The organism is Nitrospiria bacterium, from assembly GCA_035498035.1.
Classification (GTDB): domain Bacteria; phylum Nitrospirota; class Nitrospiria; order JACQBZ01; family JACQBZ01; genus JACQBZ01.
This window is the reverse complement of sequence record DATKAN010000065.1, coordinates 1-22,592: the sequence shown is the minus strand read 5'-3', so window position 1 is coordinate 22,592 and position 22,592 is coordinate 1. Positions and strand designations below refer to the sequence as shown.

Annotated in this window: 22 protein-coding genes and 1 tRNA gene; 11 read left to right on the top strand and 12 right to left on the bottom strand. The window is 55.3% G+C overall.

Going from position 1 to position 22,592, the window contains the following annotated elements:
• The first annotated feature begins 44 nt into the window (after positions 1-44).
• Positions 45-2,087: a diguanylate cyclase gene (locus VMN77_12765; GenBank protein ID HTN44655.1), complete on the top strand. Its 2,043-nt coding sequence runs from the start codon at positions 45-47 to the stop codon at positions 2,085-2,087.
• 94 nt (positions 2,088-2,181) lie between these two features.
• Here the strand turns inward: VMN77_12765 and VMN77_12760 are convergent, their stop codons facing one another.
• The 3 genes from VMN77_12760 to VMN77_12750 form a co-directional block, all read right to left on the bottom strand.
• Entirely contained in the window at positions 2,182-3,630 is a 1,449-nt protein-coding gene (locus VMN77_12760) for a DUF4382 domain-containing protein (protein HTN44654.1), read from the bottom strand.
• 546 nt (positions 3,631-4,176) lie between these two features.
• Complete coding sequence (locus VMN77_12755; protein HTN44653.1) at positions 4,177-4,890, bottom strand: ZIP family metal transporter; 714 nt, start codon at positions 4,888-4,890, stop codon at positions 4,177-4,179.
• Between the two features lie 50 nt (positions 4,891-4,940).
• A complete protein-coding gene (locus VMN77_12750) occupies positions 4,941-5,450 on the bottom strand; it encodes a PilZ domain-containing protein (protein ID HTN44652.1) in 510 nt (169 codons plus the stop codon).
• Positions 5,451-5,778: 328 nt separating this feature from the next.
• Here VMN77_12750 and VMN77_12745 point away from each other — a divergent pair, with 328 nt between their 5' ends.
• Together VMN77_12745 and VMN77_12740 are read left to right on the top strand one after the other, a co-directional pair.
• Positions 5,779-6,492: a hypothetical protein gene (locus tag VMN77_12745; protein HTN44651.1), complete on the top strand. Its 714-nt coding sequence runs from the start codon at positions 5,779-5,781 to the stop codon at positions 6,490-6,492.
• 72 nt (positions 6,493-6,564) lie between these two features.
• Entirely contained in the window at positions 6,565-7,749 is a 1,185-nt protein-coding gene (locus tag VMN77_12740; GenBank protein ID HTN44650.1) for a hypothetical protein, read from the top strand.
• A gap of 51 nt (positions 7,750-7,800) precedes the next feature.
• Here VMN77_12740 and VMN77_12735 read toward each other — a convergent pair whose 3' ends face one another.
• The 3 genes from VMN77_12735 to VMN77_12725 all read right to left on the bottom strand — a co-directional run bounded on the left by VMN77_12735 (position 7,801) and on the right by VMN77_12725 (position 10,269).
• Complete coding sequence (locus VMN77_12735; protein HTN44649.1) at positions 7,801-9,618, bottom strand: carbamoyltransferase; 1,818 nt, start codon at positions 9,616-9,618, stop codon at positions 7,801-7,803.
• A 64-nt stretch (positions 9,619-9,682) separates the two neighbouring features.
• The gene (locus VMN77_12730; protein HTN44648.1) at positions 9,683-9,853 is read right to left on the bottom strand and encodes a DUF5989 family protein; all 171 of its coding nucleotides are present in this window, start codon (positions 9,851-9,853) and stop codon (positions 9,683-9,685) included.
• Between the two features lie 14 nt (positions 9,854-9,867).
• Positions 9,868-10,269, bottom strand: a complete 402-nt coding sequence (locus VMN77_12725) for an SxtJ family membrane protein (protein ID HTN44647.1) — start codon at positions 10,267-10,269, stop codon at positions 9,868-9,870.
• A gap of 845 nt (positions 10,270-11,114) precedes the next feature.
• Between VMN77_12725 and VMN77_12720 the strand changes: the two genes are divergently transcribed.
• Positions 11,115-11,552, top strand: a complete 438-nt coding sequence (locus VMN77_12720) for a hypothetical protein (GenBank protein ID HTN44646.1) — start codon at positions 11,115-11,117, stop codon at positions 11,550-11,552.
• Between the two features lie 172 nt (positions 11,553-11,724).
• On the opposite strand, the gene VMN77_12715 is transcribed toward VMN77_12720, so the two are convergent.
• Positions 11,725-12,072, bottom strand: a complete 348-nt coding sequence (locus tag VMN77_12715) for a hypothetical protein (protein HTN44645.1) — start codon at positions 12,070-12,072, stop codon at positions 11,725-11,727.
• Between the two features lie 348 nt (positions 12,073-12,420).
• Between VMN77_12715 and VMN77_12710 the strand changes: the two genes are divergently transcribed.
• On the top strand, positions 12,421-13,317 hold the full coding sequence (locus VMN77_12710) for a VOC family protein (protein HTN44644.1): 897 nt from the start codon (positions 12,421-12,423) through the stop codon (positions 13,315-13,317).
• Positions 13,314-13,646: a hypothetical protein gene (locus VMN77_12705; protein HTN44643.1), complete on the top strand. Its 333-nt coding sequence runs from the start codon at positions 13,314-13,316 to the stop codon at positions 13,644-13,646. The genes VMN77_12710 and VMN77_12705 overlap by 4 nt, the downstream gene beginning before the upstream one ends.
• Before the next feature lie 10 nt (positions 13,647-13,656).
• On the opposite strand, the gene VMN77_12700 is transcribed toward VMN77_12705, so the two are convergent.
• From VMN77_12700 to VMN77_12690, 3 genes are all read right to left on the bottom strand, one after another.
• Positions 13,657-14,367 (bottom strand): thioredoxin family protein, encoded by a 711-nt coding sequence (locus VMN77_12700; protein ID HTN44642.1) that lies wholly within the window; start codon positions 14,365-14,367, stop codon positions 13,657-13,659.
• Positions 14,368-14,491: 124 nt separating this feature from the next.
• Positions 14,492-14,926, bottom strand: a complete 435-nt coding sequence (locus VMN77_12695; protein HTN44641.1) for an SRPBCC domain-containing protein — start codon at positions 14,924-14,926, stop codon at positions 14,492-14,494.
• Positions 14,907-15,230 carry a metalloregulator ArsR/SmtB family transcription factor gene (locus tag VMN77_12690; GenBank protein ID HTN44640.1) on the bottom strand — a complete coding sequence of 108 codons (324 nt, stop codon included), beginning with the start codon at positions 15,228-15,230 and terminating at the stop codon, positions 14,907-14,909. Before VMN77_12690 ends, VMN77_12695 begins: the two co-directional genes overlap by 20 nt.
• A gap of 246 nt (positions 15,231-15,476) precedes the next feature.
• Between VMN77_12690 and VMN77_12685 the strand changes: the two genes are divergently transcribed.
• On the top strand, positions 15,477-15,842 hold the full coding sequence (locus tag VMN77_12685; GenBank protein ID HTN44639.1) for a four helix bundle protein: 366 nt from the start codon (positions 15,477-15,479) through the stop codon (positions 15,840-15,842).
• A gap of 272 nt (positions 15,843-16,114) precedes the next feature.
• Here VMN77_12685 and VMN77_12680 read toward each other — a convergent pair whose 3' ends face one another.
• Positions 16,115-17,356, bottom strand: coding sequence for a hypothetical protein (locus VMN77_12680; protein HTN44638.1), 1,242 nt, complete (start codon positions 17,354-17,356; stop codon positions 16,115-16,117).
• 505 nt (positions 17,357-17,861) lie between these two features.
• On the opposite strand from VMN77_12680, the gene VMN77_12675 reads away from it, so the two are divergent.
• From VMN77_12675 to VMN77_12660, 4 genes are all read left to right on the top strand, one after another.
• Entirely contained in the window at positions 17,862-18,278 is a 417-nt protein-coding gene (locus VMN77_12675; protein HTN44637.1) for a hypothetical protein, read from the top strand.
• Between the two features lie 241 nt (positions 18,279-18,519).
• Positions 18,520-21,075: a sigma 54-interacting transcriptional regulator gene (locus VMN77_12670; GenBank protein HTN44636.1), complete on the top strand. Its 2,556-nt coding sequence runs from the start codon at positions 18,520-18,522 to the stop codon at positions 21,073-21,075.
• Between the two features lie 252 nt (positions 21,076-21,327).
• Positions 21,328-21,669 (top strand): thioredoxin domain-containing protein, encoded by a 342-nt coding sequence (locus VMN77_12665; protein ID HTN44635.1) that lies wholly within the window; start codon positions 21,328-21,330, stop codon positions 21,667-21,669.
• Between the two features lie 121 nt (positions 21,670-21,790).
• Positions 21,791-22,156: a VOC family protein gene (locus VMN77_12660; GenBank protein HTN44634.1), complete on the top strand. Its 366-nt coding sequence runs from the start codon at positions 21,791-21,793 to the stop codon at positions 22,154-22,156.
• Between the two features lie 295 nt (positions 22,157-22,451).
• Here the strand turns inward: VMN77_12660 and VMN77_12655 are convergent.
• Positions 22,452-22,526 (bottom strand) — tRNA-Glu (locus VMN77_12655).
• Between the last annotated feature and the right edge of the window lie 66 nt (positions 22,527-22,592).

The window sequence follows — 22,592 nt, the reverse complement described above, 5'->3', positions numbered from 1 at the left end:
ATGATAGAGTTAAATGGAACATGATTGAGGATAAACGCACCCCTATGCCCTTGGAATCCAAACGCCTTCTACTGGTGGAGGACAGCCCCTACCAGTCCGAGGTGATCCTTCGGGTTTTTCAAAGGAAAGATCCCGGATTGAAAATCACGACCGTGGGAAACGGTGAGGCCTGCCTGGGGGTCTTGGACCGGGAATCGTTTGATGCCGTCGTATTGGATTTCAGCCTTCCCAAAATGACGGGGCTCGAAGTTCTTCGTCAATTACGGGAGAAAGGCATCTCCCTCCCCGTAATCATGATCGCAGGACAGGGCGACGAGTCCTTTGCGGTGGAGGCCATGAAAGTCGGCGCCGCCGATTATATTATCAAAACCAAAAATTACTTTGAGGCCTTGCCGGCGGCGGTCGAGGACGCGGTTCGAAAGCATCGGCTGGAGGCGAATATGCAGGCGGCCTCCCTGAAGACCCGCCGTCTCTATGAGATTTCGCTCTCCATCATGAAGGAACGAAGAATCGAGGTGTTGGCCCAGCGGCTGACTTCGGGGGCCAAGCGCCTGTTTCAGACCCAAGGGGCGGTCCTTTTGCTGATCCATCCGGGGACGAGCGAAATCCACCACGCCTTTTCGGACGGGATCGACCTTCAAATCGTTCTCTCCCCGGGGGCGGTTTCCACGGCGGGCGTTTTCGGTCTGGCCTATATCGAGAAAAAGCCGATGGTGATCGAGGCGGTGGACAAACATCCCATTTGGGCCTCCACGCCGACTCACCAACCGCCGCTGCGGCAGATCCTATCGGTTCCGCTCATCCAATCCGGGGATCGCATCGGAGGCGTTTTGACCGTGGGGAACAAACGGAGCGGCGAACCGTTTTCTTCGGAGGACGTGGATATCCTGTTGACCCTTTCGGTGCACGCGGCCGTGGCGATCGATAACGCGCGTTTCGTGATCGAAATGGAAAGGCAGGCCTCCACCGACGGGTTGACGGGGTGCCTCAACCACCGCGAGCTTCAGGGGCATCTGGATCAGGAGGTGGAACGGGCCACCCGCTACAATAAGGAATTTTCATTCCTGATGATCGACGTGGATCACTTCAAATACGTCAACGACGTCCACGGCCACCCCGTCGGGGACATCATGCTGAGAAACCTGGTCGGCGTCATCCAGGGCCTCATCCGGCCGGCCGATCTCCTCGCGCGTTATGGCGGGGAGGAATTCTCGGTCATCCTCCCGGAGACGAATCGGGACGGCGCCAAAATGGTGGCCGAGCGGATCCGCCGGACCATTACCGAGACCCCGTTCTCGACCCCGGAGGGTCAGACGGTTCATCTATCGGTCAGCATCGGGATCGCATCCTTTCCGCTGGACGCGAACACGCGGTCGAGTTTGATCAACGCGGCGGATCAGGCTCTTTTTACGGCGAAAGGGAGCGGACGGAATCAATGTTGCTATTTTAACGAGCCCCCCGTATCGGTGATTCATGCCGAGCGGACCCGCTTGTCCACGTTCCTTCAGGACCCGATGTTGAAGCCTTTGGCGGACCTGGCCGCGGGAATCGAGGCGCGGAACCCCTATTACCGCGACCACAGTCAGAGGGTCCTGCACCTGGGAACTCGAATGGCGGAGGCCTTGAATCTGGGTGAGCAGGAACTCCGAAGCCTGCAATGGGCCAGTCTCTTCCACGATATCGGCATGGCGAGCGTTCCGGAGTCCGTCCTGAACAAATGGGGTCCATTGACGTCGGAGGAACGCAACGCGATCCGCGCCCATCCCCACCTGGCCGAGTTGTTATTCAAGGGATCGGTCCGATTTGAATCCGCGCTGCCCGTGGTGTTGCATCATCACGAACGGTATGATGGACAGGGATATCCCAACGGGTTGCGCGGGGAAGAAATCCCCTTTTTATCGCGCGTCCTCAGCGTCGTCGACACCTACCTGGCCCTGGTCTCGGTCCGTCCCTATCAGCCCCGATTTACCCAAGAGGAAGCCGTCGCGGAGTTGAGGAAGAACGCCGGGACCCAGCTGGATCCGAACATCGTGGAAGTCCTGATCGGTCTCTTGAAAGGGTCGGGCGATCCGGAACCCGGCCCTTAATAGAAGAGGTTGACCGTGGACGCGGGTTCAAACCAAATCCGCCGGCGGTCCGTGGGAAATGGACCGACCGGCGGATCTTTCGGAGAGCCGGGGATCAGCCGGGCTGGGGGGAGAGGGTCAGCGTTCCTCCCGGGAAGGTCCCGCCGGTGTTCGGGATTGTAACGGTCACCCCGCTCGGGCTCAGGGTTAGGCCGGCCGGCACCGCGGGTACGCCGAGGGTATAGGTCCCGGGCGCCAAGTCATCCAGGGTAAAGGGAGCGGTACCGCTTGCGGTGAACATCACCCCCACCGAATTCACGTTTTCGCCGTCGATGGTCGCGCTGACTACTACGGTGGCCGGAAGCGTGAGACCGTCCGGTACGCTCGTGAGCGTTAGATTCCCCGTGGCCGTACCGGCAGTTCCGGTCATCGGAGTCAGGCTCCCGGGTCCCTGGCTTGTGAAGTTGATGGTCCGGGAATCCCCCGCCCCCAACGTGAAATCTTCGCTTGAAACCAGATACATCCTATCGTCATTGGGGGTGTCAATCGTGTATTTTCCCGCGGCCCCGCTATCGGCGCTGTAAGCGATCGGTTGCGGACCGAACGCCCCGAAAAATGGCGCCTCGGTGTTAAGATTGATACGGAAGCTTCCGTCCGCCAGCGCCACGCGTTTGCGTTTGATTTCATACGGCAGACCGTTGATCGTCTGGCGGACGCGGGCGTCGGCGTCCGTGGGGTCGATGGCGCCCGTCACGGTTCCGGTGCTTGCGGATGATGGAAATGGCGTGGGTAGAGCCGCCGTACTCAGGACGGTCGCTTGCTCCGCCGTCACCGGAACCCCCGTCGTGACGACGGTCGAGTGGTTTGGGTCCTCGATCACCACGTCGTACGCGCCGGCGGGATCCTTTGGAACGACCCCCGGAACGAGGAGGCTACTGAGCAGTGGATAGAGTGTGAAGGTTCCGTCCGGCCTGACCCGGGCCTGCTTTCGCACGGATCCGTTGATCTCGGCCTTCACCACCGCCCCTGCGGCGCCGGAATCGACCGCTCCGGTGATCGAGCCGGCATCGATTTTGCGGACCAGCAGCACTTTGGGACGGAGGACATAGGTGTTGTCATTGTTTCGGCTCCTGGCAATCGATTGGCAGGCATCGAAATCGAGGATGAGATCTTCGGTGACTCCCGGATCGATCTCGATCGCCGTGTCGGGACGAAGGGCGATCCCGTTCCGGAAGCCCTCGGGGATATTCAGCGGGGATGATATATTACCGACCACGACATAATTGTTCTCCGAGTTTGAGAGGGTATTGGGCACCAGGTGCAGCCGCACCTGGTTGTAGCGGCCGGCCGGAAGCGGTGCCACGCCCAGCGACTCGGTAAGCCCGTCCTGAAGGGAAAGCAGATTGATATGCAACGGAGCTCCCGGCGGCGTGATGTCGATCCAGCCGGGGTCGTCGGACTTGGCTGTTGCGCTCTGATGGACCCGGACCTTGTCGATGGTCACCCAAACCCCGTCGAAATCGCAGTCGGCCGAGTCCGTGAGAGATACGTTAAGCGCGGTCATTTTGCTTGTTCCGTCCAGGCCAAGCGATCCGCCCCCTCCGCCACAAGCCGAGAGCCCCAACATCATCGACATGAGGGTCCAGCGCCCCAGTGATCTATAAATTGGATAAGACCGGGTTTCCATGTGCTCCTCCTTGAATGATTATGGACAATGCATGGGCCGTGATTTATCGAAAGATAACAATCTGCAAACGCCATGCCATGCTTGGAGACAATCTGGTGAACCTTCGTCGCCAGATATGGGACACCATGCCCTAATATTGGGCGGGGATTCCCTATGATGATTTTTAGGATCACCGAATAGAAAGATCTTTGTTCCAACACCGGTCATCAAGACCACCCGGAGCCGATCACCCCTTTAAAAGACCGAAGTCTCAAAATGGATGTGTTCCATCCGACTCCGGATAAAATAAATGGTCCGCGAGAAAGCCGACGAAGGACCGGTTATGGAATGATGGTATTATTGATCGGAAAGATCGGGAGACAGGGCCAATTGACGGAACCACGGTGTCTTGGAATCATAAAAATGCATCAGGCCATGGCCGACTCAGATCATGGCGAGCCGGGTGACCACATAGAGGGTTCCCATCCCCACGACGGTCATAAAGGTGGTCCACATCACCGGATGGGCATGATGGCTTTCGGGCAAAAGATCGCTTGCGCCGATATAGAGAAAGAACCCGGAAAAAAGCGCGAGAAGCAGTCCGAGCGTTGATTCCTGGATGACAAAGAACAGCGTGGAGAGAATGCCGACAACGGGGGCCGCCGCGTCGACAAACAACCAGCGTAGCGCCCGATCCCGTTCCCCTTTATTTTTTATAATGAAACTGACCGTGTTGATTCCGTCCGAGAAATCATGCGTCAGGACGGCCGCCGCGACGATGACACCCAATCCGGGCGAGACTTTGAACGCAAGACCGATGCCCGCGCCATCCAGAAAGCTGTGGATGGAGAGACTGCCCGCGCCGAGGCTTCCCCGGCGAAGATGGTCCTTCTCTTCATGATGGCCGTGCAACAGCACGGACCGGTCCAGAACCAGGTAGGTCAGAAACCCGACGGCGATTAACGAAGTGATGAAAAACGGGGAATGATTTTTGGTCCCGATCTCAAGCGCCTCGGGCATCAGATCGAAAAAAGCCACGCCGATGATCGCCCCGGCGCTGAAGCCCAGAATGAGATGGAGCCGGTCTTTTAGGCGCAGCGCGAAGAGACCGCCCAAAAGGGTCGAGAAGAAGGTCGCGATTCCGATTAAAATAACCATGGACGTTAAATTTCCGCACCGCTTTTGTCTCGTCCGAAAAAATTAGGGGCTTAGAAGTCCGGAAGTCCTCTCTCTCGATTGAACCGGGTAACAAAATCCAGGAGCTCGGCCCGATCATCCACCGAAATCTCGACGAATTTGATTCCCATTCCGGGATACAGGAATTTCTCGACAAATTTCTTGCGGGTCCACACCACCTTCCCCTGGACGGTGATTGTTTTTTTGGAGGCGGGCAAGGAAAACTCGATTCGGGTGTCCGTCCCGTTTGGGAGGGGGTTGAATTTTTCAATGAAAAGGCCTCCGCCGCCGATGGCGCTGGCCACTCCTTCACAAACCTGGCCGTCGGGGTCCACGTATTTGACGTGCACCCCCATCTCCAGGCGGGGGAATTGCCGCTTGAACCCGTGCGCGGTCGTCCCCACGCGATCCAGGAAGTCCTCCAGCACGACCCGGATGAGAGGTTTTCCCTCCGGATCCTCGACCGTCAGGGACTCCTCTTTTTCATCGATGCTAACGCTGAACCCCCGATAACGCTCGGAGTTCTTGATGGAAATCTTCATCGATTAATACCCTCCTGATGGACGCTCACTTCTTCATCCGCGCGGATGAATCGGAATCCGATCCGTTGGCCCCGATTCAAGGCGCGGCCCCGTGACGGCGCAAGGATGAAGGGATCATCCAATACGACGATAGAATTCGGCGGGATGATGGGAGAAAGTATACTCGAAATCCCTCCAAAGCACAAGGTCCTTGCAGAAACCGGGATACGGAACACCGACGCCTGAAACGACCCGGAAGAATTTTATCCCGATTAAAATATGTTAAAAAGATGGCCATCTATGGTAGAGTATCCCTTTCGATCACGGCCGATGGGGGGAGCGACCGCGCATGGGTCGATTACGAATCCGTGGCATTATTTTCCTGGGGCTGATTCTTCATATTACGGCGGGAACATCCCCGGCGTGGTATGATGAAACCCATCTGGCCATCGCCCGGGCCGCGGGTTATCGGCATTGGTATAACGCCGCCGCCGCCGATCTGACAAAAATAAAGGCCGGCCGCGTTGAGGATAAAAACCATTTTTTCAATAACGACCGCAACGCGGACGTGACGGCGAAAATGGTGCTGGCCCAGGCCGATCGGTATGATCATCCCGAGGATGAAGAAGGTCATTTATACGGCGCGATAATTTCATCATTGAGGGAATTCAGAAGCGCCCGAGCGGCCGGCCAATATGCCGAATACCACATGGCCTTTGCAGTCCACTATATCGGGGATTTGTCCCAGCCCTTCCACAACATTCCGCATGACGAGTTCAACAAAGCCCATCACGCCGCCAATGACGGCGTCGTGGACGGAGAAGTCCTGGACCAAATCGGCCAGATCCAAAAAAGGATGTACGAAATCAGCCTGAGGCCGGGCCATTTTGAGGAAGATCTGGCCCAAGAAATCGCGCGAATCGCCAACCTCTCCCGCCGTCTGGGCCTGAGGCTCAAGGCGGAAAATCGGGACATGAAAAAAGAGGAGGCGTATGTCCAATTGGGCCATAGCGCCTCGCTGCTGAAAGCGGTCGTAAAAGGACTGGTGGAAAGTGAGAAATAAGGAAGAAGGGTGTGACGCCTGATAAGTCAGGGGATGACCGGGTGTATCCCAGCGCAACCGGGGGAAAATGAAATGCCAAATCCATTGCGGGCCGAAGACAACCGCGCATCGGAACTCCCGTTCTCTAAAAAATTTATTTTTTCGCTCATTGTCATCCTCCTCTACGGTTTAATCTTTTTTGCCCTCTATTTCTCTTCCGTTTATTACCGGTCGAATTCGATTTATGCACATCTTAAATCCAACAGCCGCGACTGGAAGGGGAGCCCCCATAGGGCGGACTCCGAATTGGGATATGCGCCCATTCCGAATGCTACGGGGGCTCACGTCTTTCCAATCGGGCCGGATATCCCGATGCGATATGATGAATTCGGGTTCCGGGTTCCGGTTGACTCCGGCAGCGACCGCGAAAATTCGCGCCCCCTCCTGCTGGCCTTGGGCTGCTCGTTCACGTACGGCGACGCCACCTATGCGGAGGATACCTATCCGTATTTGGTGGGGAAATTGCTCCATGGAACCATGCAAAACGCCGGCGTCTGCAGTTACGGCCTCACGCAAATGCTCATCCTGGCCCGCAAACTCATTCCCCTCCACCGGCCCGATTATATTCTTGTACAATATTCGCCCTGGCTGGTCGAAAGGGCAACGCAAAAATTCGCGTCGTCCTATTACGGCAAACTTCCGGTCCCCTATTTTTACGACAGCGGGAATGAGCTTAAAATTCGCCCCCCGGTTTTTCTGACGATTCTGGGATCCTTGCCATTTGATCGGTATCGGAATACGCCGAGAACCATCGCCGATCATGTTTCATTTTTCTGGAATGTGGCCTTGCCTCTTTTTATCCATGACGATGTCCATATGATCTCCTATTTTTTGGAGAGGCTGGGCGGGATTGCGCCGAGAGGGAGCTCCCGAGGCGACGAATTGACCCGATATGTTTATTCTGAAATTTCAAAGGTGGCTGTCGAAAACCATTGCCGAATGCTGATAGTCATTCTTGGTCGCGATGTGAATCCCGTGCGGTTCACGCCGGATTTATTTCCCTCCAACGCGATCGTCGTCAATGCCCACCAAAAAATGCTTGATGAACTGCCCCATTTGGATGAGGAGGCTTATGAAAGAACCTATATGCATTGGCGCGGGGATCCCCCCGTTATTGTTGATCGGCATCCCAATGAGGTCGCCTATAAGATCATTGCCAATGAGATTGTCCGGAGAATCCGGGAGGATCTGGCGGCTAAAGAGGGGCCGGAACCGTGATCGGGACAACCCCGAGAGGTCCTTCCGGGGCGATTTTAGCCAGGATCAACTCTAGTCGAGTTCAAACTGTTTCTGCCAGTCCGAGTCCCCTTCCAATGGCTTCTGAGATTCCTTGCTGAGGATATAATTTCCCATGATCAGATAATCCATATGGGTTCTCATGAAACATGTATACGCCTCTTCAGGCTTACAGACAATGGGTTCGCCTCTCACATTGAATGAGGTATTGATAATGACCGGGCACCCCGTGAGCCGCTTAAACGCTTTAATGAGTTTGTAAAATCGGGGGCTCGTGTCTTTGTCAACCGTCTGAACCCTGGCGGAATAATCAATATGGGTTACGGCCGGGATCGTGGACCGGACAATATTGAGCTTATCAATTCCGAAAAAGCCCTCCTCTTCACGGGACATCGATCTCCGAATCTCCTCTTTGACCGGGGCGACCAAAAGCATGTAAGGGCTCTCTCGATTCAGATCGAAATACGTCGAAGCATCTTCTTTCAAAACCGTTGGTGCGAAGGGACGAAATGATTCTCGAAATTTTATTTTTAGGTTCATCACCGATTGCATTTTGGGGGAGCGGGCATCCCCCAAGATGCTCCTGGCTCCGAGGGCCCTTGGGCCGAACTCCATTTTTCCCTGAAACCATCCCACGACGTTTTCATCCGCCAGGAGCTTCGCGACGGTATCGAATAAGTGGTTATCATCGACATAATCGTATGGAATATTGTGGGCCTTCAGGTATCGCTCGATTTCCGTGTCGCTATATTCGGGCCCCAAGTAAGACCCCTTCAGAATATCGTTTTTATTGTCCGATATTCTTTTCTTTCCAAGATACCGGTGCCAAGTAAACAGGGCACATCCGAGCGCGCTGCCGGCGTCTCCCGCGGCTGGTTGTATCCAGATATTTTCAAAAGGACCTTCTCGCAGAATCTTTCCATTGGCCACGCAATTTAAGGCGACGCCCCCGGCAAGACACAGGTTCTTCATGCCGGTTTCCTTGTGAAGGTGGCGCGCCATTCGCGTCATGATTTCCTCCGTGACCTCCTGCACCGAACGGGCCAAATCCATCTCCCGTTGTGTAAGCTTGCTTTCCGCCTTCCTTGGCGGTCCTCCGAAAAGTTGATCAAAGGCCTTGTTGGTCATGGTGAGCCCGACACAATAATTAAAATATTTCATGTTCAGTTTAAAGGATCCATCCGCTTTAAGGTCGATCAGTTCGTTGAAGATCAAATCCCTGTATTTGGGTTCTCCATAAGGAGCCAGCCCCATGACCTTATATTCGCCGGAATTCACCTTAAAACCGGTGTAGTATGTGAACGCGGAGTAGAGGAGGCCCAGGGAGTGAGGGAACTTCACCTCGGCCAGCAATTCGATTTCATTCCCCTTTCCAATACCGTAACTGGCCGTAGTCCACTCCCCAACGCCGTCGAGGGTGAGGATGGCTGCCTCTTCGTAAGGAGAGGGATAAAAAGCCGCGGAACAATGAGATTCGTGATGTTCCGGGAAAATAATTTGACCCTCGAATCCGATATTTTTTTGTATCAGCGACTTCATCCAGAGCTTTTCTTTGATCCAGATCGGCATGGCCTTCAGGAAAGAATTCAAACCGGCAGGGGCGTAGGCAAAATAGCTTTCCAGGATCCTTTCAAACTTTAAAAATGGTTTGTCATAAAAAGCGACATAGTGGAGATCTTTGGCTGTTATTTGGCCTGCGTTTAGACAAAAGTCGATGGCATTCTGGGGGAAATTATGATCATGCTTTTTTCTCGTGAACCGCTCTTCTTGAGCTGCGGCGATGATCTTGCCATCCTGTATAAGGCATGCCGCGCTGTCATGGTAAAAGGCTGATATGCCCAAGATATTCATAGTTCATCCCGCATTCGAAACCCGAGCGTCCTTCATTCTTGTTTCTTTTTCCAACGGCAACGGATTAAAACAACGTATAGATGAATGGGGCGACTGCGGACCCTTCCGTCAAAAGGATCAATGCACCTAAGGCGATTAGAAGGAATACGATGGGAGCCAACCAAAACTTCTTGCGTATTTTTAGAAAGTCCCAGAATTCTCCGAGTATTTCCAATTGACCCCCCTTCTTTCCCATGTTTATCCTCCTTTTTAGAACTGTCTTTCATACGATTTTTTATCGAAAGGGACCTTTTCCCTCCTTATCCAATAACTCTCTTTATGGGGTTCAATTTTTTCATCGAGGGAATTCCTGCCAAATATTCTTAATACGACGCACAGGGGTGACAACAAAAGAAAATAAATCAGAATAAGGAGAACTCGCGTATTGATCCAGCCGAGGATGATGGAAATCTTCATCGCGCCAATGTAGATGGGTCTTATCACCGGCTGGAAGAATAAAGCCGATACGGCGGCGAGAAAGGAGAAAAATAGCGCCAGGAATGAAACGGCCATCTGCCCCTTGTAGATTTTAACGCAACCCAATAAGGCCAATAGAAGGGCCAGTATCAGACCGAAATTTCGAACCACCTTTCTATCAAGCTTGATTTTCATTGTCCCTTGGTTTTCCTTGGAAGAGATTCTCACACTTCTGAATCCAAATCCCTAGTCGAGATTAAGATAAAAAAAACAGGCATGGGAAGATGTAATTTATTAGAATCCTCGAAATGAATTCACGATTCATTGGGGCAACAGTGAAACGAAAAAATACACCGTCACCTTCCTTCACCATTAAGTCAAGGGTAAACCACTGACCATACATGAAAATAGAATAATTTATTGCCCTTAATCAAAGAAAGCTTTTTGGGATTCATTAAAAATCCAACAAATTCAACTTCCCGAAAATAATAATACATCGTTAATGTCATTATTGCCACTAAAAAACCCAAGTCCCTTTTGCATCATAACCGTACCCTGATTTATTGGAGCCATAGGAGGGACCGCCACCAACTCGTCTGTATTGTAGGTGAATTTCCGTCAACAATTGCCTGCTTTCACCGCGTCCCGGGGGCCTCCGGGGGTTCGATTGGGGAGAAGGCCAAGTCCTTTATCAGAACAAATGCTGTGTGGGCGGGCCTGGGAAAAAAACACACTTTTCAAAAGACATAGGGCATTATAAGCCGATAAGCTTGACTCATTCGGCCTAACCCCCTATAATCTGCGGATCTTTCCGCTGTTGGGCCCGCCTTTCGATCAGGCTTGGGTCGTTCCTATCGTCTCCAATTCTTTCACGTGGAACCGTCTACAAGAGGGAGGGGAGGTCTTCTATGGTCGGCTCTGAATCACGTTTTCATCAAGCCCCGTTAACAATGTATGGATCACGGTTCTTCGGATGGGTCTCCACTTTGCTCGCGGTCGTTCTTTTTCTCCCAGCGGTCGCCCCGGCAAACGCGGGGGAGGTGGCCGGAGTTTTTGCCCAGGGACGCACCCGTTTATCCGTGACGGGCGGAACGGGTTACGCCTTCGGCGAGAACTACCTTGTCTTCGGAGTCGGCGCGAGCTACTTCGTGGCGAATGGGCTCAGTGCGGGCCTGGACCTCGAGTGGTGGTCCAGCGCCGATCCGGCCATCTTCAAGGTTTCGCCCTCGGTGCAGTACGTTTTTTATCAGGTTCCGTCCGTATCCCCGTATGTCGGGGCGTTTTATCGCCGGAGTTATATTGACGGCTTAAACGACCTCAATTCGCTCGGCGCGCGCGCCGGGTTCTATATTCCCGCCGGAAAAAACACCCATATCGGGGTGGGCGCGGCCTACGAATCGTACTCCGGCTGCGATAAGTCGACGTATGACTCCTGCACGAGCACGTATCCGGAAATCAGCGTGACGGTTGCGTTTTAGTTCTTCCTCTACCCATGGGGGGAATTTCACCGGCGGGGATCCATGGCGTCATCATCGAGCGCCTGGGATCATGGAAATCGCCCTCGCGCCTGTCCGCTAAGCGCGGGGGAGGACGGCATCGGGTCGAAGAGGCGTAGGAAAAGCGGCGGAGTGTAAACTCTGCGGGCGGTCTTCAGCCATGACCGGGCGGGGGCGGTTCGATCGGCGGTATGGGCTGAAGCGGTTGAAAGGGTTGCATGGGTTGAACGGGCCCGGGCGCTTGAATCGGCGGAACCGGTTTGAGCGGTTCAAACGGCTGCGGCTGCATGGGCTCGGGCGCTTGTATGGAAGGGAGCGGTTGAAGCGGTTGAAACGGCTGGTCGGGCTGGGTCGGCTCGGGCGCTTGAATCGGCGGAATCGGTTTGAGCGGTTGGAACGGCTGTGCGGTCTGGTTCATGTCGGGCGATTGAAGCGGTTGTGCCGGGTCGAGGGATTGGACTTGGGCGCCGGCCTCCGGCTGGATCAACACAAGCCAGGTCACAAAAGCCAAACCTCCCGTGAGGGCTGAGCGATGCGATAAATACGATTTCGATGAAATCATGTCCGCCGCCTTTCCATCCCTATTCTATCCAACCGTAACCGGCTCTGTCAAAGCATTCTACAAGGAGGCTCCCGAACCCGAAATCCCCGTTGGACACGGGACGTCCGCTTTCCGAATTGTGATAGCGTGCAAATGAAAAGACCCTGGTCATTGATATTTCTTTTTTAAAACGGTACAATCCCGCCAAGTCGTTCTCGCGGCGGGGACCGTTGTGAGCGCATGCGTCGGGTCGAGCAAGTACAACCGAGGGCCGCACGGCGATGATCCATCCATGAAGGAGACGAGGCGATGAGGAAGGACCATGTACGGGCGTTGACACTGGCCGCTATGGCGATGCTGCTGACTGCGGGATGTGCGACGACCCGGCCGCAGTGGCCTGCTGTCAGCGACGTTCCCACGGAAGTCCACATCCAGGGACGGTGGGTCTGGGCGGAACTGTTTGCCGATAACGTCGAAGCCGAGAAAACATTCTACCGGGATGTTTTCGGATGGCGGTTCGAGAGCCGAGGGACGGGGACGGATCTCTATACCCTCGTCCGCGCGGACGGCAGCCCGATCGCAGGGATCATCCACTACCCGAAGCCGGCCGGCGCCGAACGTTCGGCGAGATGGCTCCCGCTCATGTCCGTTCCCGATGCGGCCCGCGCCGCCGATCAGGCCGCGGCTTCCGGCGGCAAGGTCGTCGTGCCGCCGAAAAACCTTCCGGGACGGGGCGAGACTTCGGTCCTTGAGGATCCCGAGGGCGCGCTCTTTGGCGTGATTCACAGCGGAACCGGCGATCCGCCCGATGCCTTCCCGTCTTTCAATGAATGGCTTTGGATGGAACTCTGGGCGAAGGATGCCTCCCGGATGGCCGACTTCTACCGTCCCATCGGCGCCTATACCGTGACCCCTCAGGAAGGACCCGGGGACCGCACCGAACTGCATCTCGTGGCCAACGGCTACCCTCGGGCCGGGATAATCGAGCTTTTGCGAAAAGACCTTCCCACGACCTGGCTGCCTTATATACGCGTGAAGGATCTCAAAATGACCGTCGCCGGAGTCGAACGGGCGGGCGGCCGGATCGTGATCGAACCGAGTCCGGAGATTCGGGACGGCAAGGTGGCGGTGTTTCTCGATCCCCTCGGCGCCGCGGTGGGGGCCGCGGAATGGGCGGACGAAAACGCAGGGGAGGGCAACCCATGAAAGCCAAGGCCATCAAGAACAGGGCGGCCGCCCTGCTCCTCCTGACGACCATGACCATTTTAGCCGCGGGCTGCGCCTCGGGCGGTACTTCCACACAGGTGTACGGGTCCGTCGGATACTATGGGGGCTACTACCCGGGATATGATCCTTACTACCATGGCGACGTGATCATCAACACGCCCCCCCCGCCGGGCGGGGTACGGCCGCCGCCGGACGCGAGGCCGCCCGCGCCTCCCCATGTCTCTCAACTGCCCTCCCGGCCCCTCCCGGCCCCGGCGCCCCGACCGGCCCCTCGGGCGGCGCCTCGAGGAGGAGGCAGGGGAAGATAGGCGAGCGGTTTCAGCTTTCGTATCGATCATGGTAGCGGACCCAATCCTGGGGGTCTTCCGGATTTTCATCCCGCCCCTTGGGAACCAGGTCGAGGAATTGATAGGTCGTGTTGACCATGTCGATCCCCCTCGCGAAGGCGGAGTAGGTGTGAAACACCTCTCCCTTTTTGTCCTTGTAGAACACGCTGATTCCCTCGCGGTCCGTTACGTCGCCGGCGATGGTCTTGTAGTTGTAGAAAATCTTTCCCTTCTCGATGTCCTCCGGACGGAACGCCACATGAAAGTCGTAATTGAAATCGTTCGGGGACGAGGATACCCACTTGAAGTCCCACCCCATACGCTTTTTAAACGGCAGGATCTCGGCCAGCGGCGCCCGGGAAATGACGACGAAATTCACGTCGCGCTGCTGCAAGTGAATCCCCATGCCGCCATAATGGTCGGCCCAGAACGAGCAATGCGAGCAGCCTTCCCCCCATTCCGGTCCGAACATGAAGTGATAGACGACGAGCTGGTTTTTCCCATCGAACAGGTCCGACAGGGATTCCTGGCCCTTCGGCCCGTCGAAGACGTAATCCTTTTCCACTTTCACCCATGGAAGCTTCCGTCGCTGCTGCGCCAACTGCTCGCGCAGGCGAGTGAACTTCTTCTCCTTTACCAGCAGGGCCTTTCGGGCGGCCAGCCATTGTTTTTTCGATACCACTTTGTGTTTTGACGTCGCCATGGTTCGGTCCCTCCCTTCCGGGCAGCCATTCGATTTTGCTCGGGGTTATGTTTCGTCCAAAATTTCATGCGATGTAATTTGCGGCGGTTCGGCAAGGATGTCGGCCATGGCCTCCTTTCCATGGTCAATCCGCTGCTTTTTTAGCCACGTGAGCGATCACGGGCTCAAGCTGGGCTGTGAGTTTGTGTCCCCAGCCTCCCTTGAAGAGGGGAAGCATAGTCCGTCCGCTGTCTCCTTCAAAGCCCGTGTGCTCCAGCCGCAGGCGGGTGCCCCCGTCGCGGGTGGGCGTGAGAACGAAGGTGACGGTCGTGGGTTTTTGCATGTTGCCGGTCTTCCAGCTGTAGGAAAGCCGCCGCGGCTCGTCCACCTCGAGGACCTCCACCTCGACCGTTCCGTCGAATTCCGGTTGAGGATCGCAACGAAACGTCACCTTGTGTCCGACCACGGGTTTGAAGTCCCCCGGCATCAGCCATTCGGCCAGCTCTTCGGGGTCGGTCAGGGCCGTCCAGACATGTTCGACGGCATAAGGGTACGTGTACTCAAGGACGATGTTTTCCATGGCGTCTCCTCAGATGGGCGTCCAAAGCGGCCAGTTTGGTTTTCCAAAACCGCTCATAGGGATGGATCCACCGGGCCACCCCGTACAGCGGCGCGGGGTTGAGGCGGTAGAAGATCTGCCGGCCCTCGCGCCGACCCTCGATCAACCCGGCCTCCCGGAGCACCTTCAAATGCTGGGAGGCGGCCGCCAGGGACATGTCAAAATCCTTGGTGAGATCCGTGACGGACTCCTCCTCTTTGGCCAGCAGGGTATCGAGGATCTCCCGGCGGGTCGGGTCGGCGATGGCGCGAAGGACGGTCTTCATGCGGGGTATTATAATTAAGCGTTTACTTAAATGTCAAGGGCTATTAATTGGTTCGGGATAAAACGGTGGAAGAAGGCCAATCTAAATTGATTTGTCAATCGGGCCATGGAACATCGAAGCATAAAAATCCGGACCATCCGGGCGGTCCGGATGAACGCAAGTTCATGTTTTAAACGATTATATTCTTAGATTTGGTTTAAATTCGTCCGGTGTAGTCTGGCACGGGGATTGCTCTACCCGGAGGCAATGGGCTTTCAATATGAAAAGACAGATGTCTATCGGAGGGCCGTGAACTTTGCGGGGCGGATTTATAGGTTCGCCGATGAACTCCCCAAGAGCCGATGGGAACTGGCGGATCAATTCAAGCACGCGGCGATGTCCATTTCGTTGATCCTTGCCGAAAACAATGAGGGATGGTATCCGAATGAACGAAAGGACTTTTTTTTAATGACGAGAGGCTCGGCCGTCGAGTGCATCCCTTTATTGGATTTGTGCCGGCGGCAAAAGTTGATCGATGAATCCGAGTGCGTGAGGCTTAAAGGGGAGTTGGTCATCCTGGCCCGGATGCTGACTCGGTTGCTGCGGGAGACGGAGGAGGAGCGGGAACAATAGAATCTCCCCCTCCGGCCTCGTACGGAAGGGTATCAGGCAGGGGCTGATCCGGCAAGGCTCATCTATTCTGCCTTTTTTCCACCCTCCGCCCCCTACTATATATTATAATGATGCAAATCGAATGTATTCGATCTTTTACACTTGAAATTTCAGAGGGTCCTTGCTGATCTTCGGGATGCTTTCCTCACGCCTCTCGCATGAGTATATTCGACAGGTTGATATAGCCAGGCCAAGATATAATATGGCGGGCATCCCACAGACCCGAAATTAGATTAATACTGCGTCCTCAGGTTTATGATCTGTGCGTATGTTTGCATGGAGCCGTCGTTCGGAATCGCGTTGTGCTCAAGGACTAAATTGGAGCCGCTGAAATAGACATCCATGTAGCCGATATTGATATCCGGAGTGCCCGGCGTGTCCAAAATCGCATTGATCGTTGAACCTCCCGAAGTCAGCCCCGCAATGGCATGATCCGCGTCGATTCCCGTTTCATCAAGGGCCACCGAAGAATCTCCCGACATCAAATTCACCAACTGCGTCGTCACCGAATCGCCCTGAAGAAATTCGATCATTTGCGTCACGAAAACGGGACGGACATACATCGACGAGCTCTTCGTTCCGCGCTGATAGGTGAGCGTCGTGGGATTTGGATCGGTTCCGGTCAAGACCGCGGTGTATCCCAATGGACCGAGGTTCATCGCCGGGTCCAATGTCCTGATTGTGGTAAAAATCGCCGTTCGGTCGCGTTGGACGGATGGCTGGGTATCGAACGGGCCGCTCACCCCCGTCGTCTTATTCCAGAGCATAATGGCGGCCGACTGGCGGACGGTGCGGAATTGATCGCCGCGCGCTTCGATGGTCGTGTATTGCCCGTCGATCGCCACCTTGCCTCTTCCCGTTGAAAACCGGTGGAACTCGACGTGGCCCACATCGGACTGAAGCGTTGTCACGTAGTATGTGGACGGATCGGCCACATCGCCGGTTGCCGTGTAGGAGGCAAACGCAATGGAATGGGCTTTATCCGGTTTCGCATACACCTGCCTGTTGGCATTCCGAAGGTCCTGAGAAACAGCTGTCGCGGACGTACTTAAGGCCCAATGCTGCTTGTACACATTCACCTGATTGGGATCGAATTCAATGGCGGAAACCGTCGCGTAAAACGGGGCGTCCCCCTTCGTGCGGTGCACAACGACGCGGTTCGGAACGGCATCGTCAAAGTTGATCTTAAACGCGGAGGCCGCCGCCGTGTAATCGGTCCCTTCGCGTTTCACATTCATAAGAAGCAGCGTGTTCGCCGGGACCTGACCCTTTGTCAAATCATAGGTGCCGCTCGTGTAAGGGGCGTCGGTGACGGCGATCGTAAACTTCTCAATGGTGACCACAAACGGCGTCGGAGTATCGGCATGGGCGACAGCCGTGAATGGGAGGCTGCTCTTATTCTCCACCGGCCACATCCCCACCCCCGTCACCACCGCAAGCATAAAACCATAATAGAACACTTTTCGTGGATTCATAATGCTTGTCCTCCATCGATAAAATTGAAAGCCCGTTGGGCTGCTGTCACGCAGAGAGATGGCGTATCGAGATCCTCCAAAACGACAAAAGCCTTCCCCTGAGCCGAGGCTCAGAAGAAGGCTTTTAATCAGTAATCCGGTTCCCTGCCCGCCATGCAGGGCGCATGGACTTATCCTCACAGAGAAGCCAAAAGCCCTTTCTGAGTGCGTTTCACAGGAGGCCCTAAGTTCCCTGTGAGGGGTGCCCGGTCTCTACAAAGTGTCTCTACGGTATACGGAGATAATGAAAAATGACGCGGCTCACTAATAACATATTTTTAGAGCGTAAGTCAATTACACGAAAGTGTATTATATTTCATTATATACCTATGCCGATAGGGTTGAACCGAATCGGGATGACCCGTTCGAGTGTCTACTTGAATATTGCCGTGTTTCCGGTATAATGTTTAGTATCAGGACTCGGTGAGTTGATGTGGCGCCAACATTCGATCTTCAGGAGGACCTTATGGCCATGCAGGATATTTCAGCCTACGTTCGGAATTTGAAAGAACAACTCGCCGCCCAGAAGAACGGGGATCTGGCCGAACAGCTAAAGATAGACGAGGCCAAACTTTCGAGGTGGTGCAACGGGGAGGAGATCCCCGATGACGAAAGCTGCATTAAGCTTGCTTCCGTTGCGGGAGACGATCCGGCGAAGGTCCTGATTCTGAAAAACCTCTCTACGGCCTCAATGATGACCCGGTCCTTTTGGGAAAAGGCCTTCATTAAATATCGCTATGGACGGACATTCCCGATTTCTCTAATCCAAAGATCTCGGAACGACCGGCGGCGCAGTGTCATCCAGTTCAAAGGGGCCGATCGGCGCTTACTACTAAATGACCGGCGACGAGGGCTTGATCGCCGTTTAGGTTTGGCCGTTTAATAGAGGGGTCCTCGACCGAAGGTCTGTATTCCCATTTCCGTTTTTGGATCTTTCCCGTCTATTCGTATCATCCATAGGGTTCACCTTGAACAATAGACCGCCGGGTTCCGGCACACGGGACCGGGAGGATCGCTGTTGACTTATCCACCGGGGGGGATTATCCTAGATTGGTCATCGGTCTTTCTTCCCGGCCCCTGCCGGAAAGCTTCTCGCGTATTTGGAGGAGCAAGAGATCCTGACCATGAATGTTCTTCCCGTGAGTCCCGAAACTTCCTACATCATACCGGCATTTCTGATCAGCGCAGGCATTGTGTTTTACCTGGGCCTTCAGGCCGTTGTGGTCGGAGCCTTGGGTCGTCTTCGACCGATTTATTTTGCCTTTGCGGCAGCCTGCCTGTGTGCGGTGGGTTATCAGTTGTCGACGGCCGCGTACTATACCGCAGGGTCCGTGACGCGAGCGGTGTCCGCACTGCATTGGCAAACCACTTCCGTGTTGATTTTCCATGCCGCCTTCTTCGGGTTTGTCGCCCTTTATACCGGACAGCGGCGCATCAAACCCTGGCTGATCGGCGTAAGCGCCGGATGCCTTGTGTTCCTCATTCTCGACTGGAGCCTCCCGTACGGTCTCCGCTTTACCGGTCTGGTCGCGGACGGCTTCTTTCGCCTCCCTTGGGGAGAGCCGTTGGCCCGTTTCAAGGGAACGCCGAGCGGATTGAACGGCTGGGTTCGCGCGGCGCACTCCGCCGAATTCATCTGGGCCGCCGCACGCTGTGTCCTCCAATACCGGGGGGGCGGGCGCCGGCCGGCGTTGTTCCTGGGCACCTATCTCGGAATTCAGTTTGCCGCGGGCATTCAGGGCGGTCTTGTCGACGTCGGCCTTCTCGATTCGATCTACACATCCGGGTTCGGTTTTCTCGTCCTGGCCGTGTTGATGAGCATCGGGATGGGCATCGAAATCCGCGAACGGACCCTCACCGTCGAAGCGACGACGGGGGAGCTTCGATCCGCCGTCGATCGGTTGAAACAGAGCGAGGAACGGCTGCAACGGGCGATTGATGCCGGAAAGGTCGGAACATGGGAATGGGATATCCTGACCAATCGATTCGCTTGGTCCAAGGGGGCGGAAAAAATATTCGGAATCGAGCCCGGATCCTTTAGCGGCACGTATGAGGCCTACCGGGCGCTGGTCCACCCGGATGATCTCGAGTCCCTGAACCAGACCGTCAGGCGGGCCATGGAACAGGAGGGTCCCTTCACGGTGGAATACCGCATCGCCCGACCCGACGGGGAGTCGCGCTGGCTGTTGGGAAGGGGGCAATCGGAGCGGGGGCCCGACGGACGGATCGTTCGCATTCACGGAACCGTATTGGATATCACGCAGAGAAAACGGGCGGAGGAGGCCATTCACGAAAGCGAAGAACGATTCCGGCGCTTGTCCGAGGGACCGCTGGAAGGCGTGGTCATCTCGGAGGAGGGCCGGGTTCTCGACGCGAACGAGCAGTTCGCCCGGATGCTCGGGTATGCCCAACCCGAGTTGATCGGGATGCAGGTCTCCGACTTCGTCGCGCCGGAGTCCCGAGAGCTGGTGCGCGGAAAAATAAACTCGGGCGATGAAACCCCTTACGAACACATGGCCGTTCGAAGGAACGGTTCCGTTTTTCCCGTTGAGGTGAACGGGAAATCGATCCCGTACAAGGGACGGAGCGCGCGGGTAACCGTGATTCGCGATATCACCGAACGCAAACGGGCCGAACAGGGGCTCCGGAATGCGCTGGCGGAAGTGGAGAAGTTAAAAAATCGTCTTCAGGAGGAGAATATCTACCTTCAGGACGAGATTAAAGTCGCGCACAATTTTGAAGAATTCATTACACGGAGTCAGAACGTGAAACAGGTGTTGCACAAGGTGGAGCAGGTCGCGCCCACGGACGCCACGGTCCTGATCCTGGGCGAGAGCGGCACCGGGAAGGAGTTGCTGGCGCGCGCCATTCACCATCTGAGCCATCGGAGCGATCGGGCCCTGGTCAAAGTGAATTGCTCGGCTTTGCCCGAGCCCCTGATCGAAAGCGAACTGTTCGGCCATGAAAAGGGCGCTTTCACGGGCGCAACGGCGCGAAAGTCCGGACGGTTTGAACTGGCCGATGGAGGGACGATCTTTCTGGATGAAATCGGCGATCTTCCGGTGGAGCTTCAGGCCAAATTGCTCCGGGTCCTTCAGGAGGGGGAGTTCGAGCGCCTGGGGAGTTCCAACACCCTGAAGGTCGACGTCCGTGTTATCGCCGCGACCAACCGGAACCTGGATGACGCCATCCGGCGGGGGACCTTCCGCGAGGATCTCTTTTATCGGCTCAATGTCTTTCCGGTCAATCTTCCGCCGCTCCGGGACCGAAAAGAGGACATACCCGACCTGGCCCGGCATTTTATCAAGAAGTACAGCGCGATCATCGGAAAAAAGATCGAGAAAATCCCCCCGGCGGTCTTCAACGCGCTGATGGCCTACGACTGGCCGGGCAACGTGCGGGAACTCGAAAATGTGGTCGAAAGGGCCGTAATCCTCACGAAAGGGCCGGTCCTTGAAATCGATGAATCATTCGATGTGAACCCCCTCCCGTCGCAGTCCGTAACCGCTCCGGTCACCCTGAGGGATAACGAGCGTGCGGTGATTCGACGGGCTCTTGAAGAAACCCACTGGATCATCGAGGGAAGAGACGGCGCGGCCGTCCGCCTGGGAATCGCCCCCAGCACGCTCCGGGACCGGATCGAAAAATACGGTCTTCAAAGACCGCGGCCGGATTCCTGATTCCAAACAGCCTCCAAGTCCCCTCCCTCCTTTGGTTTATCAACATAGCCGGCAGGATTCTATTCCGCGAGCTGCCCACGGTATTCCGTGGGCATGATCGTTTCCGTGGACGGTATTCCCCTTCCTTAAGCCGCAATTTTCAATCCTAAGCACTCGATAATTAAAATACTATTCCCACCGCACCCATGCTTTTTGAAATGAGGCATGAAGGTTGCTTATGGAGAAGGGAAGGGATTGAGAGAACGTGGAACGATGACAAACGAAGAAACTCATATCATCTCGATTACGGACGCTTCCTTTGAGGGAGAGGTTTTGAAAAGCCCGATACCGGTCCTCGTGCTGTTCGGTTCGGAATCCAGTGGAAATGCTTATATGACCCTCCGGCAGATCAAGGAAGTGGCTCGCGAGTACGAAGGGAGGGTCAAGGTCGGAATTGTCGAAGCCGCGGACAATATCCTGACCACAAGACAATTTCGTATTCGTCAGATTCCCACGCTGCTTTTTATTAAAAATGGGCTTGTCGTGGATTCGGTCGCCGGAACCGTTCGCAAACGGGAGCTCCGGAACGGTATCCTGGGTTTATTGAACGAATAGGGGAGGCCCTGTGAGAACGGAAAGAAGATGTTTCGCGCAAAGCGTAGGGCGGAAAAAGCCGCCGCCGGCGGTGCCTCAAGCGGCGGGTGCGGTGAACATCGGAAACCAGGGAGATGAATCCATGCCCCATCGGATTGGTCAGTGCGCGATTCCGGTGAAAGATCTGGATCGGGCCATACGGTTTTATTCCGCGGTGTTCGGATTTTCGATCAAGAAGATGCAATTTCAAAATGGCAAGGCCATCGGCCTGCTGTCGTTCGGGGAAGGCGAATTCATCGGGTGCCTCTATCGGACCGATCTGCACCCTCCCGCGACCGAAGGACCGCGGATTGATCTTGATGTTCATGGACGGATGGACAAGGCCATCGAGGCCGTCGGTCCAAACGGGGGCCGGGTGGTCAAGCTGCGACATTCGTACGGCCCCGGCGGGGTCCGGGTGATTATCGACGACAGTGAAGGCAACCGGATCGCACTCCATTCCACGTGAAAGATAATCTATTTTGAAATCCCCGTCGGGGTGACGGTGGGGGAAAGGCCGGGGCATCGTTATACGCCCGGCCACTCCCCTTTACCGAAATAAAAAGCCCGCCATAGAGAGTCTGTAAATTGTAAATGGTAAATAGGGGAAATAATTAAGCCCGCCTTGCGGCGGGCTTTTATATCAGAAGCCACGTTCTGGCAGTTACTATTTACGATTTACCATTCACCATTTACTGAAATTTCCCGCAATGGCTGTAAATCGTAAATGGTAAATAGGGGAAATTTCCCTGGCGGGAAATTTCTGGTCCCAGCGGGATTCGAACCCGCGTTTTCGCCTTGAGAGGGCGACGTCCTAGGCCGGGCTAGACGATGGGACCCGGTTTACAAACCATTTACCATTTACTATTTGCTGCCCTTACGGAAAACTCAGTAAATAGTGAATC